General features: G+C 28.9%; 20 protein-coding genes and 1 riboswitch. Of the genes, 15 read left to right on the top strand and 5 right to left on the bottom strand.

What is annotated here, in order from left to right:
• Positions 1-362 precede the first annotated feature (362 nt).
• Both KQI42_RS20335 and KQI42_RS20330 read left to right on the top strand, forming a co-directional pair.
• Positions 363-1439 carry a hypothetical protein gene (locus tag KQI42_RS20335; protein WP_216522562.1) on the top strand — a complete coding sequence of 359 codons (1077 nt, stop codon included), beginning with the start codon at positions 363-365 and terminating at the stop codon, positions 1437-1439.
• Positions 1440-2124: 685 nt separating this feature from the next.
• On the top strand, positions 2125-2613 hold the full coding sequence (locus KQI42_RS20330; RefSeq protein ID WP_216522560.1) for a hypothetical protein: 489 nt from the start codon (positions 2125-2127) through the stop codon (positions 2611-2613).
• Positions 2614-3160: 547 nt separating this feature from the next.
• Here KQI42_RS20330 and KQI42_RS21130 read toward each other — a convergent pair.
• From KQI42_RS21130 to KQI42_RS20315, 3 genes are all read right to left on the bottom strand, one after another.
• The gene (locus KQI42_RS21130; protein WP_216522558.1) at positions 3161-3373 is read right to left on the bottom strand and encodes a tyrosine-type recombinase/integrase; all 213 of its coding nucleotides are present in this window, start codon (positions 3371-3373) and stop codon (positions 3161-3163) included.
• Between the two features lie 179 nt (positions 3374-3552).
• The gene (locus tag KQI42_RS20320) at positions 3553-3816 is read right to left on the bottom strand and encodes a hypothetical protein (protein ID WP_216522556.1); all 264 of its coding nucleotides are present in this window, start codon (positions 3814-3816) and stop codon (positions 3553-3555) included.
• A 151-nt stretch (positions 3817-3967) separates the two neighbouring features.
• Entirely contained in the window at positions 3968-4210 is a 243-nt protein-coding gene (locus tag KQI42_RS20315) for a hypothetical protein (RefSeq protein ID WP_216522555.1), read from the bottom strand.
• 257 nt (positions 4211-4467) lie between these two features.
• On the opposite strand from KQI42_RS20315, the gene KQI42_RS20310 reads away from it, so the two are divergent.
• From KQI42_RS20310 to KQI42_RS20250, 13 genes are all read left to right on the top strand, one after another.
• Positions 4468-4734 (top strand): hypothetical protein, encoded by a 267-nt coding sequence (locus tag KQI42_RS20310; protein WP_216522553.1) that lies wholly within the window; start codon positions 4468-4470, stop codon positions 4732-4734.
• Between the two features lie 49 nt (positions 4735-4783).
• Positions 4784-5500, top strand: a complete 717-nt coding sequence (locus KQI42_RS20305; protein WP_216522551.1) for a hypothetical protein — start codon at positions 4784-4786, stop codon at positions 5498-5500.
• Positions 5501-5883: 383 nt separating this feature from the next.
• Positions 5884-6060 (top strand): hypothetical protein, encoded by a 177-nt coding sequence (locus tag KQI42_RS20300; protein WP_216522546.1) that lies wholly within the window; start codon positions 5884-5886, stop codon positions 6058-6060.
• The gene (locus tag KQI42_RS20295) at positions 6047-6319 is read left to right on the top strand and encodes a hypothetical protein (RefSeq protein ID WP_216522542.1); all 273 of its coding nucleotides are present in this window, start codon (positions 6047-6049) and stop codon (positions 6317-6319) included. Before KQI42_RS20300 ends, KQI42_RS20295 begins: the two co-directional genes overlap by 14 nt.
• A gap of 30 nt (positions 6320-6349) precedes the next feature.
• Entirely contained in the window at positions 6350-6610 is a 261-nt protein-coding gene (locus KQI42_RS20290) for a phosphodiester glycosidase family protein (RefSeq protein ID WP_216522539.1), read from the top strand.
• A 183-nt stretch (positions 6611-6793) separates the two neighbouring features.
• The gene (locus KQI42_RS20285) at positions 6794-7147 is read left to right on the top strand and encodes a hypothetical protein (RefSeq protein ID WP_216522537.1); all 354 of its coding nucleotides are present in this window, start codon (positions 6794-6796) and stop codon (positions 7145-7147) included.
• Between the two features lie 325 nt (positions 7148-7472).
• Entirely contained in the window at positions 7473-7685 is a 213-nt protein-coding gene (locus KQI42_RS20280) for a hypothetical protein (RefSeq protein WP_216522535.1), read from the top strand.
• Between the two features lie 276 nt (positions 7686-7961).
• A complete protein-coding gene (locus KQI42_RS20275) occupies positions 7962-9065 on the top strand; it encodes a YcjF family protein (RefSeq protein ID WP_216522533.1) in 1104 nt (367 codons plus the stop codon).
• Between the two features lie 67 nt (positions 9066-9132).
• Positions 9133-9313: riboswitch (cobalamin riboswitch) on the top strand.
• A gap of 177 nt (positions 9314-9490) precedes the next feature.
• A complete protein-coding gene (locus KQI42_RS20270; protein WP_216522529.1) occupies positions 9491-10285 on the top strand; it encodes an ABC transporter ATP-binding protein in 795 nt (264 codons plus the stop codon).
• A gap of 17 nt (positions 10286-10302) precedes the next feature.
• Positions 10303-11139 carry an ABC transporter ATP-binding protein gene (locus KQI42_RS20265; protein ID WP_216522523.1) on the top strand — a complete coding sequence of 279 codons (837 nt, stop codon included), beginning with the start codon at positions 10303-10305 and terminating at the stop codon, positions 11137-11139.
• A gap of 1 nt (position 11140) precedes the next feature.
• Positions 11141-11875 carry an ABC transporter permease gene (locus tag KQI42_RS20260; RefSeq protein WP_216522518.1) on the top strand — a complete coding sequence of 245 codons (735 nt, stop codon included), beginning with the start codon at positions 11141-11143 and terminating at the stop codon, positions 11873-11875.
• Between the two features lie 23 nt (positions 11876-11898).
• The gene (locus KQI42_RS20255; protein WP_216522516.1) at positions 11899-12909 is read left to right on the top strand and encodes an ABC transporter substrate-binding protein; all 1011 of its coding nucleotides are present in this window, start codon (positions 11899-11901) and stop codon (positions 12907-12909) included.
• Between the two features lie 465 nt (positions 12910-13374).
• Positions 13375-14670, top strand: a complete 1296-nt coding sequence (locus tag KQI42_RS20250; protein ID WP_246566757.1) for a YjiH family protein — start codon at positions 13375-13377, stop codon at positions 14668-14670.
• Positions 14671-14959: 289 nt separating this feature from the next.
• On the opposite strand, the gene KQI42_RS20245 is transcribed toward KQI42_RS20250, so the two are convergent.
• Positions 14960-15445: a hypothetical protein gene (locus tag KQI42_RS20245; protein ID WP_216522515.1), complete on the bottom strand. Its 486-nt coding sequence runs from the start codon at positions 15443-15445 to the stop codon at positions 14960-14962.
• A 91-nt stretch (positions 15446-15536) separates the two neighbouring features.
• A complete protein-coding gene (locus tag KQI42_RS20240) occupies positions 15537-15728 on the bottom strand; it encodes a hypothetical protein (protein ID WP_216522512.1) in 192 nt (63 codons plus the stop codon).
• Between the last annotated feature and the right edge of the window lie 278 nt (positions 15729-16006).

Raw genomic sequence — 16006 nt, 5'->3', positions numbered from 1 at the left:
TTCCAGGTCTTATTAATTTATATTATAGTAACGTTTTTGTCAGACTGGAATATACTTATAGTAGGAGAAAACATCAAGCGACCTTAAATACTAAGAACACGTTTGTTCCTATTTGAAATATAAAAATAAGTTTTTCCCTTCTTTCTATAGGAATTGTGTCAATTATTTAATGATCACCTCTTTATCAATTAGACCAGGATTAATTCCTGGTCTTTTTTTATTTTTTGAAACTTTTTAAAAGTGATAAAAACATATAACAGATAGATATTCTAGCCTTTTTTATTGGAAATATTATCTTTTTATACTATAATGTATGTGAAGAGGAAAACGTTAAACTACATAATTTAAAGAGGGGGATAAACGTGGAAGATTTGACATATAAAGAAATACTGGAGATAAGCGATTTGATCGGTCTGGAAATAGTGGACGAGAAAAGAAATTATTGGCTTGTTAGGTCTAAGGCTGGCGAATATTTTGATGACTTCTATTTTGAAGGGTTTATTGCTATAGGGTGGAACAAGGTCTCAAGCATAGAGACGATAAAATCTAATTCAGAAGATGTTAAAAAAGAAGTTGAGAAATTTTATCCTAAAGAAAAGAGACCTGGATATGTAGCGAATCAAATTATAAGATTTGTTGATGAAATGAAAAGTGGGGACATAGTATTGGTTCCGAACAAAGATTCAAAATTTGTAGTTTTTGGAGAACTAATAGAAGATGATATTTACATTGAACAAATAGAAGATGCTGAATGTTTAGAAGAAGAATATGAATTAAGTGATGCTGAACTTTTGGAGGATTACTTTGCTGAGGATGTGGAAAGAAAGCAATGTCTGTATATAAAAAGAAGAAAAGTAAAATGGATTAAAACTATAAAACGCGAAAAGTTAGATCCATATCTTTTTAGATTGCTATATTCTCACAATACGATAAGCGATGCCAATGAGTATGCAAGCTATATTGATAGAAGTTTATATTCATTTTTTGTTAAAGGTAAAGAGTTTCATGCTATATATGAAGTAACCAAAAAAGAGGATATACCAGCAATAGATTTAATTGGTGGAATAAATAATATCATGTCATCCGTGGATGTTTTTAATAAAGTTACTGGCAGTAGCTACGATAAACGTGCAATAGACATGAAGATAAATGTTCAATCTCCTGGCCCTGTAGAACTTATAACTTATTGTGCAGGGGGAGCATTTATAGTAGGCGCCATTAGTATGTTTTTATTCGGTGGGAATTTTGAATTTGATTTTACTAAAGATAGACAAACAATGAAACTAGAAAATTCAGGGCTTCTAGGCTCTATTTTAAAATTTAAGGAACAAAAACATAAAGAAAATATGGACATTAAAAAACTAGAAAAGGAACTGCAGGAAACTAAAGAAAATCTAAAGCTTATTACTCCAAACGAACAAGATAATAATAAAAAATAAAAGCAAGTGTTTACCACTTGCTTTCAACTTTCTTATAAGGTGTAGTTATTCGAATATGTTTTTTGATTATACAAATAGACGAAATTAAAAAAAGTATTTCATATAAATAAACTTTATTAAACAGTATTATTTTTTTTATAGGGAGGATTAATCCAATTGTATATTTCTGTAGGAAAAATAGGCATGAAAAAGCAAACATATATCCCCCAACCTTGCTAATTAAATCAAAAATTGAGTACATTTTTTTCATACATTTTCCCTCCCTTCCTATTATAAATTATATTATAGTACTTATAGTAATGCAACATAATATACAATAATGTTTATATTATATTCACATCTCTATATATAATACACACATTATTGCATACGGTTCTCTTTTACCGATAAAGTTCCCACTCTTTCTTATCTATTATAAAACCACCCAATATATTAACTCTAGACAAACTTTTATACATACATTAATAGAGTTACTATGCTCAATACATAAAACCTTTCTATAAGCCTATACAAGCCTTAAAATAGTATATCGAATATTTTACTATATTTTAGCAGGAATCTTCGGTTACTTGTCTAGTTATATACATTATATTGGAATTAATGCTATAATTAGCATATAAAGAATCTATAATTTAGTACATAATTATAATTTGATACGAAGCAAAGATTGAGAGGATGATTAAGAGTGAAATTTAAAAATAAGTTTTTATTACGTATATGTTTATTATTTTTAGCAATCATTATTAGTTATTATGGAGGTAGTCGGGAGGAAAAGAATATATATAATGACGATGGTGAAATTGCACAACCATGGGATAATTTCTCTTATAGAATCAGAGTAGATAAGGAAGAATCTAATGATAAAATAGATTTTAAATATAGTGGATTTTCCGGAGCGGATACTATTTGGCATTTAGAATCAGAAGAAGATGGTGAAATTACATTTAAATATAATTCAACAGTCAATAGGGGAGATTTTAAAGCAGTTTTAATCAATCCTAAAGAAGAAATAGATGATATATTAATAGGAAATGAACAAGATGAAAAAACTATAAAATTGGCAAAAGGAAAGTATATTTTTAAAATTGTTGGAAGAAATGCAAAAGGAAAAACTAAAATTTCTATTAATAAGAACCAAAATGTTGAGATAACAAAAATAATAGGCAAGTTTTAAAATAGTATAATTCATAATCTTCTAAAATGCAAATTAAGGGAAATTAAAATAGCTTTCCTTAAAATTTATAAATTATCAACACTGCTCTAAAACATAGCTAAGAATTTAAATTAATTAATTTTATGATAAAATGAAGAAAGGGACTGTTTAGTCCCTGTTTTCTTTTGTCTCCTTATTCTTTTTCTGTTTTTCTTTTTCAATTAATCTGTCGATGATATTTAAAATAACTAAATAAGCTTCCATTATATCATACTCCTTTATTATAAATTTAATTTTTTATATTTTATATTATTTGTATAGGAGTTTTGTCTCTTATATAACAATTTTTTGGGGCTATTTAGAGACAATTTTTATATCACTGTCCCTAAAGAATCATATCATCTATAGTATTTATAATCAGATATATCAATTGTGGATTTAAACTGGTACGCCTTATCTCCACCAATAGAAATGGCTAGGAAATTAATTTCCTAGCCTATTTTAATACAAAAAATATTTACTTGAAACCCTGTAGAAATAGACTATTTTTACGATAACTAACAAAAAATTATATCATTTCTATAGCCTTTTTAAGTTCTTCCATTTCAAGATGAGTATAAATATTTGTAGTAGTAGAATAATCTGAATGACCAATAAGTTTTTGTATATACACTTTGTCAGCGCCAGCTTTATTTAACAAACTTGCAAATGTATGTCTTGCACTATACGGTGTTAATTTTCTTATGCCTACTTTCTCTAAGGAGTACCAGTTTAAATCCACAATTGATATATCTGATTATAAATACTATAGATGATGTGATTCTTTAGGGATAATAATATGAAAATCGTCCCTAAAGAATTATATAAATTTATTTTAATTTTGGAGTTGCAAAAAGAAAAAGACTAGGTTTTTTAGCCTTTTATGCACTGTAAACTATTGATAATTCTCTATTTTTTATACTACTTATTTTCAGTTAACTCTTTATACCTATCTTCATTGCGTTTATATATATCTTTTCCATTAAAAAAACTTCCTACGGCAATTCCTATTAGTCCATAAGTGAATACCGGATGTGCATATAATACCCCTCTTAGAACCATATTGGCGCCCATCATAATTATAGCACTAGCACCAGTACGAACAACCGCTACAATTAAAGAGTATGAAAACCAACCTAATCGTCTTTGTTTTTCCCATTTCTTAATAAGTTTATCGTCTTTCATTTTCTTCATCCTAACTATTTCTATAACTTATATAATATTATAATATATCCTTGTTAAATTTGAAATATTATATGAATCAATACAAAAACAGTGTATTACTGTTTTTGTATTGATTACATGTTAATTAAATATAATTATTATTTTTTATATGTTAGTTGCTATATATAGCTGGATTATAATGTGTTTTTGTTGTAACACTACCAGTTACAGTATAATAAGTTTCAACATACTTATAATGATTTAAAGCATATTGATTACCATAAGTTTCTCTGGTCATCTCTAACCATGCTTCATTTGCATAGTCTGCTATTAAAAAATCAGCTACTACAGTTGCTATAACACCAGTAGTTCCAAACACTTTCGCAATTAATGCTGATAATAAAGTTTTACCCAAAACTTCAAACTCATTTTCGAAAGTTTCTGATATAGTATCAGTTCTTATATATACCTACTTAGGGTTAAGAGAACGTGAAAAATACTCATCTTCCATTGAATCCTGAACTCTTACTTCCTCAACCTTTACTTGTGTTGAAGGTTTATAATCATATCTTTCTCCATCTACTATTGAACTAAGGGTGGTAAATAAATTCTTAAACAGATAAGCACCAATAACACATCATCTTAATAATATGATTAATAGAGGTGATATGAATGGAAAGGTGTAAGAAAACTAATAATAATTCATGCTGTAAAATTGACCCAGTTCAACTGGGGGTAACTGCCGCATTTATAGTTATAATAGGGGATTTTCTTGCTTTTATAGCAGCTTTAATTGCCGCACAAGAACAATGTAATGATACAAATATTGAAAATAACGCTCGGAATAATAAACATTATGCAGAGAAAAGAATAGGTGAACTAGAGAGGGAAATCTACAAATTGAAAGAGGAAATAAACTACTTAGATTTAAATAACTAAGAGATGTTATTTTATATATAAGCAATATGGGGAGGGGAGGTGAAGAGTTATGATAAAGAAAATAGAAAGATTTATTAAATCTAAAGATATTATAAACATAGGAATTAAAACAATAATGCTTATGATTCTAGCAGGTATAATTATTCCAACTTTAGTATATAAGAATATATATAGTAATAGTTATTATTTTAATTTATCAAATAATGAATGGATGGTATTTTTAGGTTCTATATTGGGAGGATTGATAGCAGGTATTGGAACTTTAATGGCCGTACTTATAACTACAGCAGAAACAAGGAGAATACAAAATGAAAATATTAAAAATAATAATAAACCTGTTTTAATATTAGAAGAAAAGAATAAAGGAACGACATATTTAAATGGATATAGAGATTATGTCGGTTATGACTTTGAAGATTCAGTGCAAATAATAAAAATAAAAAATATTGGAACAGGTTTGGCTAAAAATATAAAAGTTACTGTATGGGATAAAACTGAGAAAGAAGAAACATATGAGAACTATAAAAATATAATTGGCGGAGAGCACTTTATAGAGGATATTAAGATACAAAAAGATTCTGAGATTTTACAAGCCGTCAGAAAACCTATATATATTGACTATGAAAAGCCATTAGAAATATACTATGAAGATATGTTTAATAATTCCTATGTAACAAAATATAAAATAGGATTTTTTAGAAATAACAATTCTCAGACAAAACTTATTAGAATAGAAGAAACCATTGGAATAGGTGAAAAACAATAGAATTGATTATAATACTTTTAGTATAAGATAAGGTCTTCAAATATTATTGAAATCATCATAGTATTTGGTATGTCAAGTTATTAGATAATAAAGGTTAAAAATAAGGAAGACTGATGTTAGAAAGAAAAGAAGTTTAGAACAAAAGATAAATAAGTTTAATGTCGCCTATATAAATTTATGGGAATATATAATATATATTTTTTTATATAGACAAGCTCTAGTTAATCTATAAAAGTAAAAGATTGTTTTTGTATCCAAATAAAAGGTCAGTATAATAAAAAGTAAATGTATCTATCTACTTTTTCACTAATAATGAAAAGTTAACTCAAGTTATAGCAAATAAATTAAATCAAGAAGTTAGATTAGAAGTAAGGAGATATAATATGTACAGAGGTATAGAAAATACTATAAAAGTAATAGTAGATGGATTTAAAAAATTTATTAAAGGTACAGATGAAAGTGATAAAAAGGATGATTTTATAATAGGAGAAAAATCCAAATACTATAGAATTAATGGTGTCCATGTAATTGAAACTGCTCCTAAAAATGTATATATCTAAACTTCACAGTACCCTTAGAAAGTTTGGAATCTATGGAATTAACGGTACTTGGCAAGATAACAAAAATGCTATGGATATAAAGAGTGTATGGGGATTAGCTGCTAATGAAGGAAAACCTATAGGTCCTAATAGCAATATAAATTCACCACAAGGGTGTAAACGAGGTACTATTATTTTTTATAAAGATAGTATTATAGAAGTTAAAAGAATAAACAATGTAAATGAAATAACTAAACCTTTTGAGTGGGCAATAGGTTGAGGAATGTTATTACCTTCTTATGACCCTGAAATGGAAGGATTTATAGGGAAATTTTCAGATGTATTAGGAAAAACTAATCATACTGGAATGGGTTATAAAAATAATAAAATATATTTATTTGCCAAAGAAAGGTGTACTATGAAAGAATTTTTACATAGTATTAAATTGTTAGAGTTACAGGGTGCAATATTTCTAGATGGTGGAGGAAGTACTCAGCTATATTACAAAGGAAATAAAGGAATAAGTTCTAGTAGAGTATTGTCTCACGGGGTATTCATAAAGGAAGTATAATTAACTAAATATGATGGGAAATATTTGAAAGTTAGTTTCAATAATGAATTACAAGGGAAATTATGAATACATAATATAGGAATATTGTAGTAACAACTTTTACTATTTCGTAATATACTTTTATTAGGAAAGGAAAAAAGCAACAAGTTACTTTTCTAATATAAGGTAAGGAAGGCGAGAATAATGGATTATAATCAAGAAGCTAATAAACAAAAATGCAATGATCCAATTAGTATAGGTGCAACATGTGTAGCTCAGATAGATGGAAGATTTTTCTTGCTTATAGAAATAGAAATAGATGTTTTAGGTAATGTAATCGAAGAAGTTATTATAATAGAGATAACAGCAGCACAAGCAGCAGCACTAATAGCAGCAGGAGTTATGCGTTGTCAAATAGTTGACACAATTCCTACAGGAAGAGAAGTAGAACTTATTTGTGCATTTGTAGTAGGAACAAACGTATTCTTAGTATTTAACGTTGAAAATATGACTGACCGTTTGGTTTTAGTTAGAGTACCTTTATGTACTATAATTTAATATAAGCATCTAATTAGAATTGAATAGTAAAGATTAAAAGGAAATATTAGGGTAGCTTAGGCTACCCTATTGTTATGTATTATCATACATAAGGAAAACAATAGAATGGTTTATAGCTGCTTATCTAAACTTTTCTAAAATAAATAAGTTTTTCTTACTTGATACTACAATATTCTATGTTATTTCTTATCTAAAAATCTATATGTATCTAGAATAGAACAATATAGTGTGTGAATTTATATTATTTTTCTTATAAGGAAATAAAAGGATTTAGAAGGCTAATATAGAATACTTAATATAAGAAAAATAAAGGGGGTGCTGGTTAATGAAAAAGAAAATGAGATTTATGCTGCTGATGGTTATGTGCTTGGTGCTATTGGGAGGAACAATGACTGCATTTGCATATAATACATGCTGCGATAATATGTATGTGTCTACTAGATATGAGAGAGGGAATCCTGGTACATGGATAATTAAGTATTGTACTAATTGTGGTACTGTTCATTCACGAAGATGGGTACCAGAAGAGATGAACTAAATATGATTTAACAGGTTTTAAATCAACATAATTTTGTCGTCGACCTTAGAGATGCAAAAACTCTAGGAGATCGACGACAATTTACTTTTTTGTAAAAGTAAGGAATTCTGGTATATATATTAAAAGTTATTAAGAGTATGAAGTAAATAAAGATACTGAATAGGGAATATAATTCCATAGCCACTTAATGGCAAGTTCTAAATATAGATGGATATTAAGGATTATAAATGGTAAAGTTATTTTAGGAACAATTCGTACTAAAGAGGAGTGAGATTTGTGGACAACTATAATATAGTATTGGAGATTCTAAAGAAGACAAAAGAAGAAATTGAAAATATGAAGCCAGTAAATATAATGGTTATAGGAAAAACAGGAGTAGGTAAGAGTACTTTAGTAAATAATGTTTTCAGAGAAAAATTAGCAGAAACAGGGATTGGTAGACCTATAACTAAGCATTTACGCAAGATAACTAAAGAAGGAGTTCCTATAAACATCTATGATACTAAAGGACTTGAATTAAATAATGAAGTTCAAGCTGGTGTAAAAGATGAAATAATAGAAAAGATAGAACAAAGTTATAAAGAAGGAGAAGATGAACATATCCATATTGTTTGGTACTGTATTAATACTACATCTAGTAGAATAGAGGATATGGAGATTCAAATGATTGAAGAATTTTCAAAAAAGATACCCGTTATAGTAGTGCTAACTCAAAGTATTGGTAAAAAAGGGGAAGATATGTATAACTACATTGATTCCATGAATTTAAATATAAAAGGAATACAAAATGTAATGGCAGAACCATATGAAATAAGTGAAGATATTATTATACCTTCTAGTGGATTAAAGGAATTAATAGAAAAAACTTATGAAGTAATTCCAGAAGCAGCTAGAAGGGCTTTTAACAATGCCCAACAAGTAGATATAGAAAAAAAGGCTAGTGCAGCACGAAATTGGGCTATGGGGTATGTAGCAACTACTTTTAGTGTAGGATTTACACCAATACCTTTTTCTGATGCTACTGTTTTAGTTCCTCTCCAAGTTACGATGTTAGCCCATATAACATCAATCTTTGGAATATCTATTGATAAAGCTATGATAACCAGTATAGTGGCTTCTATAGGAGGAACAGGAGGAGCAACATTTTTAGGTAGATATATAGTTTCTAATTTATTAAAGTTAATACCTGGTGTAGGAACGATAATGGGAGGAGTAATTAGTGGTTCTACTGCATCTATTTTAACTACTGCATTAGCTATGTCTTATATAGAAGTACTGACTTTTATTGCTAAAAATGAAAGGGAAGGAAGAAAAACAGGCTTTGAAGACATTGAAAAGATGATGAAAGAAAAATATGAAGAAGAATTAAAGAACAAATAACAATAGAAATTAAAATATGAAAATAATTGAACTATTATTGTTATTGTGTTAACATAGAGATTGAAAAATAAATATGAAAATAATGGGTTCATTTTCAAATGATTAATAGGGAAATCGGTGAAAATCCGATACAGCCCCCGCTACTGTAAATGGGTACGAAATCAACATAGTCCACTGGTTTTACCGGGAAGGCGTTGAGATTAGGACAAACCATAAGTCAGGAGACCTGCCTATGTATTTTAAAGTAAGCCTTCGGTGGGAAGGGATAGCTTAGATTACACTTACTATTGATAAGTATGTCCCATAGTCGTAAAAGGCTATGGGATTTTTTGTTTATAAAAAATACTTAATTAGGAAAGAGAATTAATCTTACAAAAAGCATATTAGCTCCTTTGGGAGTTTTTTTATTGAAGGGGGGAATTAAAGTGGGCATTAAAGTAAAGGAGCTTCATGTAAATTATGGAGAAAAAGAAATTATCAAGAATATAAGTTTCCAAGTTGATGATGGCGAAATAGTTACTATTATTGGTCCTAATGGTTCAGGTAAGTCTACAATACTTAAAGCTATATCAAGATGCTTAAAGCCAGTAAAGGGAAAGGTCTATTTAGATGATGAAAATATTTACCACATAAATACGAAAAAGGTGGCTCAAAAACTGGCTATATTACCCCAAGTAAAGAACGTATCTTCTGATATTACTGTTGAGAATTTAGTTTCTTACGGAAGATATCCTCACTTGAATTTTGGAAAAAAATTATCTAGTAAGGATTTAGAGATAATAGATTGGGCCATTGAAAAGACTGATTTAGAAGATTTAAGAAAAAGATTTGTGACTACTCTTTCTGGAGGAGAGAGGCAGAGAGCTTGGATAGCTATGTCGTTGACTCAAAAACCAAAGGTATTACTTTTAGATGAGCCTACAACTTTTTTAGACATTTCATATCAGATAGAAGTATTGGAACTGGTTAAGGAATTGAATAAAACATTGAACTTAACAGTTATAATGGTTCTCCATGATTTGAATCAAGCAGCTAGATACTCAGATAAAATATTTGTAATAAAGGAAGGTATCTTAAAAGAAGCTGGATTTCCTCATGATATTATAAAGGATAGCTTGCTGAAAGATGTATTTAAGATAGAAGCAGACATATATCAGGATAAAATAAATAATTGTCCCTACTTTATACCTAAAAAAATTACAAATGCTATAAATAATTAACAATTGGATGTGATACTTTGATAAAAATAGATTCTGTCTCAAAAAGGTTTGGAGATTTCTATGCAGTTAATAATGTATCTTTAGATATAGAAAAGGGAGAGTTTCTAGGACTCCTTGGTCCTAATGGTGCAGGAAAAACTACCTTAATTAAAATGTTTATTGGACTTTTAAAGCCAACTACTGGAATTATTTATATAGATAATAAAAAAATGTCTAGAAACAATATGGAAGTAAAAAAGAAAATAGGAATAGTACCCCAACATACCAACTTAGATAAAGAGTTAACAGTTTACGAAAATTTAATTTTTGCAGCTAAGTTATTCAAAATTAAAGACTATAAAAAAAGAATAGAAGATATTATATCCTTTATGGAACTTGAAGGATATAAACATAAAAAATCTATGAATCTTTCTGGAGGAACTCAAAGAAGGGTTATGATAGCAAAAGCATTAATTCACAATCCAGAAATAATATTTCTTGATGAGCCTACTGTAGGTATTGATTTAAATGGACGAAGAAAAATATGGGATATTTTAAAAACTATGCAGACTATGGGAAAGACTATACTACTTACAACCCATTATATTGAAGAAGCTGATTATTTATGTAATCAAGTTTGTTTAATCAATGAAGGAAAGATCTTTAAAAAATCTACCCCAAAGATACTAAAGGAAGAATTAGGCATATATACATTAGAATATTTTGATAAGGAAATGAAAACTAAATACCTATATTTTAAAGATAAAGACAGTGGAGAAAATTATGTAAGGGGTATTGAGAACATTTCTTATACTATAAGAAAAACTACGTTAGAAGATGTATTTTATAATTTTACAAATAGAAAGGTAGAATGAAATGGAAGTATTTACTGTACTTTGGAGAGAATATATTTTCTTTAAAAGAAGATTTCTTAAAATTACTACTTCAGCAATTATGATACCAGTTTTATATTTAATAGCTTTTGGCTGGGGACTTGGACAAGATGTTGTCATTGAAGGGGCCACTTATATGGAATTTATAATACCAGGCATTATAGCTCTTTCAACGATGAATACAAGTTTTAACGCTGTTGCTATAAGAATAAATATTTCAAAGCTTTATGAAAGAAGTTTTGAATATTATTTAACTTCTCCTATAAACATGTATTTACTTGCTCTAGGACATATTCTTGCAGGAGCATTGAGGGGAATGTATGCAGCAGTCCTTATATTGTCGGTGTCCTTATTGTTTGGAGTAAAATTACATATAGATTTTTATTTTATATTAATTTGTTTTTTAAATAGTTTTTTATTTGCTGCTTTTGGATATGGTGCTGCTCTTTCAATAGAAAGTCACTATGATATGAATAGGTTTACCACTTATATAATGACTCCTATGTTATTTCTATGTGGAACTTTCTTTTCTTTAAAAAGTTTACCACCTATGGTGAAAGGAGCAATAGGAATACTTCCCCTTTCCCATACTTCGTTTTCACTTAGGCAGATAGTATTGAAAGGGCAGTTTGACCATAAATCAATAATAGTACTCTTGGTTTATTCTATAGTATTCTATAGTTTTGGAGTTGCTATGAGTTACAAAGAAATGAAATAAAATTTAAGAATGGAGAGATGTGAATGAAAAGATCAAAACTATTAGTCTTACTACTAGTTGTTGTAATGACAACCTCAATATTTACAGGATGTAGCAATAAAGAGACAAACAATGTTTCCGAAGAAGTAGAACAAGAAGAATCAGCTATAACTGAAAGTTATGGAATAAAAATTGATGAAAATACGGTTACCTTCATAGATGCTAGAGACAAGGAAGTTACTTTTGACAAAAACCCAGAAAGAGTAGTATGCTTATTTAATTCATTTTTGGATATATGGTACAAATGTGGAGGTACAGTTATAGGTAAAGTAGATGAAGCTAAAGAAAAACCAATAGAAGGATCAGAAAACGCAGAAGCAGTAGGTGGCCCTGGTTCTCCAAGTGTAGAAAAGATTATATCTTTGAATCCAGATCTAGTTATAATAAGCTCTAATTTTACCAAACAACTGGAAGTAGCCGATATATTGGAACAAAACAATATTAAAGTATTAGCTTTAGACAATGAATATAAAGAAGATTACTTTAAGACTGTAAGACTGTTTACAGCATTAACAGACAGAGAAGATCTATATGAAAAGTATGAAGGTGAAGTAAGAGCATCAATAGATAGTGTAATTTCTAAAGTTCCAAAGGATAAAAACTATAAAGTACTGGTAATTTTTGCAACAGCTAAAGGCATTACTGTTAGAAGCTCAGAATCAATGGTAGGAGAAATGCTTAAAGATTTAAATACTATAAATATATCCGATACTGAAAGCACAACATCAGATTCTAGAACTTTTAGTATGGAGAAAATAATAGAGGAAGATCCAGATTTCATATTTGTCCAAACTATGGGAAGTGATAAAGAGAAAATTAATGAAAGATTAAAAAGTGATGTAGAGTCAAATCCTGCTTGGAGTTCATTGAAAGCTGTAAAAGATGATAGATATATAATTCTTCCAAAAGATTTATATTTATATAAGCCAAATGATAGGTATGGAGAGGCATACGAAGGATTAGCTAAAATATTGTATCCTGAAGTATTTAATTAAATATTTTAATGTAAGATATATACTAATGAACTACAGCACCTAAAGTTAGGTGCTGTAGTTTTACTTATTAACAAAGTTTTTGAATCTAAAGTTTCCTGCAGTAAACAATACTAAAATCATTAAAACAACTACAAATAAATTTGGAAAAAGCTTGGCTTTTTCTATACTATATTTCTATTATTTTTTAACTTGTTGAATAATTTGCAAATCAGTATATTTATTAGGTCTGCCAAGGATTTTGATTGTTGATTTAGAGATATATTTATCGTATTAATTACAGAAGTTTTAATGGATTATAACCATTTACATCTAACTAATAAATTTGAAATAAATCGTTGAAGATTGAATAGGTTAATAATAATTGGATATAACAATTATTATTAAAAGTGACGTTTAAATGACGATTACAAAATATAATTAGAATTATCTAAATAATAAAAATAATAAGAAAAGGAGTGGATTATCTTGCAAGAAAAAAGTACATTAAATGGAGTTAAATTTATAGTTTTCAGCCTATTTGGGATATTTATGTTCTTTGTGAGTATAGATATAGGCGGAAAGTCTACTATTCCATTAGATCATATAGTATCATGGATTCAAAGTATTCCCCACTATTTTAAAATATATGGTCTAACTCTAGTGACTATTGGAGCACTATTTCCATTCATTAAGGGGATATGGAATAAGGATTTAACTACCACTATATTTTCTCTTTGTAAATTATTTGGAATCATTTGTGTAGTGATGGTGGTTTTCAACATTGGACCTGGAGGACTACTTGCAGGAGATATGTTGCCATTTATATTCTCCAAGATAGTAGTACCTGTTACTACGATTATCCCAGTAGGTTCCGTATTTTTAGCTTTTATAACTGGATATGGACTTATGGAATTTATAGGAGTTTTTATGAGACCGATAATGATGCCAATATGGAAAACACCTGGTAGATCTGCCATAGATGCAGTTGCATCTTTTGTTGGTAGTTATTCTATAGCTCTATTGATTACTAATCGGGTGTATACGGAAGGGAAATATACAGATAAAGAGGCGGCAATTATAGCAACTGGATTTTCAACTGTCTCAGCTGCATTTATGATTATAGTGGCTACCACCTTAGGTATAATGGATTATTGGCTTAAATATTTTTGGTTTACAGTAATAGTTACTTTTTTAGTTACTGCAATAACTGCCCGTATATATCCATTATCTAAGAAGAAAGATAGATATTATAATGATGCAGAAGGAGATATAGAGCAAGATGTATCTGGAAATAGATTTAAGATAGCATGGGATGCTGCTATGGACACCTGCTCTAATGCTCCTGGATTGTTGGAAAATGTGGCTATGAACTTTAAAGATGGTTTTTCATTAGCTATAAATGTGGCACCAACTCTAATGGGAATAGGAGCTATTGGACTTATTTTAGCCAATTATACGCCTTTATTCGACATTATAGGATATATATTTTATCCTGTAACTTTACTTTTAAGGATTCCAGAGTCTTTGCTTGCAGCAAAAGCAGTAGCAGTCAGTATAGCAGAGATGCTGCTTCCCGCTGTTGTAGTTGCTAATTCTCCACTTACAACAAGATTTATTATAGCTATAGTAAGCGTTTCTGAAATCCTATTTTTCTCAGCCTCTATTCCATGTATGATGGCAACTGAAATACCTCTGACTATGTTAGATTATATAATTATATGGATAGAAAGAGTCATACTATCTTTAATTATTGCAGCACCGTTAGTATACCTATTTGTATAATTTTATAGAATAGGGATAAGTATAGAAGCGGATTTGCATTTTGTAAACATACCTATTTTTATGCAATAGTGCTTTTTATTTCCTTCATACTTTCTAAAAGCTGTGAATAATAGAAGAGAGAAAAGTCTTAGAATATGTGCTAAATTTTAGTGGACTCAGTTTCACTATGTATATTTGATGCAGTTGAGTGTAACAAAGTCAGAGGTCTCTTTGTTATTATAATTAGATATAGGGTATAAAAATATAAGGTGGAGTATCTTAATAAACTCCACCTTTGTAGTTCTAATACTTAAAACAATATATGCATAAACAATGCAGTTATCGGTATAGCTATGATAGTTCTTTCAAAGAAACATATGATTAGTTCACTTAGTTTTACTGGTAATTTTGCTGCCATCATTACAACTATTGTTTCAGAGAAGAAAATAATTTGGACTATTGATATAGTTGTGACTACATATCTAGCACCTATATCTAGCAATTCTACTTTATCAGTAATCAATAACACTGGTAAAAACATTTCAGCGACTCCAACTGGGAGAGAAGGTGCTATTTCAACGGCATTAGGCACTTGAAATAATTTCAGTAGTGGAACAAACAAAGCACCAAGCCAATTAAAAAATGGAGTGTACTTAGCAACAATTAATCCTAAAATTCCCATAGAAGCTAATAAAGTCAAAACCTTAGGAAATACAATATAGCCATCAATTAAACTGGATTTTATTTCACTAAAAATATTATTTGCAGTATAAGATTTTTTTATAGCCCTATCCAAACCTGTTTTAATAATTCCTTGTCCTTTATTTTTCTGAGCTTTAATATCGTCTTTCGTTTGAATTTTACCATTATAGTAAATGTCTTTCTTTTTACATGTCTAAATTCAATATTTCAGCCATTTCATAGGTACTTTTACACTGAGACATTACATCTAGAAGTAACTTTCTTTCATATTCAGCAATAATATTTTTATAGTTACTAATCTTATTTATGTCAAAGTTTGAATAATCTGTTATAGAAACTAATTGGCAATCAATGATATCCTGTCTATCTTTTTTCAAAAAGAGTACACCCATCCTCTATAGGTGGGTGGTGAATTTTTACTTAGCTAAAGCTAAGTTTTTTCTTTTATTAGATTGCATAAATAATAGCATTTATTGTAAAATCGTGACTACTATACTATAATATTACTATAATTTTCTAAGAAAGGAGGATTTAAATGCCCCAAAAGCCTACTAAAGAAGTTTTGTTTGGTGTTCAAAAACAACAGCTTAAACATTTGTCTAAAGGTGAATATTTAGCTTTAAGAGAGTTATGCTTTTTAAGCAAAAATATGTAT

Source organism: Tissierella simiarum (assembly GCF_018917865.1).
Taxonomy (GTDB): Bacteria; Bacillota; Clostridia; order Tissierellales; family Tissierellaceae; genus Tissierella_C; species Tissierella_C simiarum.
The sequence above is the reverse complement of the archived record's forward strand: the minus strand, read 5'-3'. Positions and strand labels throughout refer to the sequence as shown.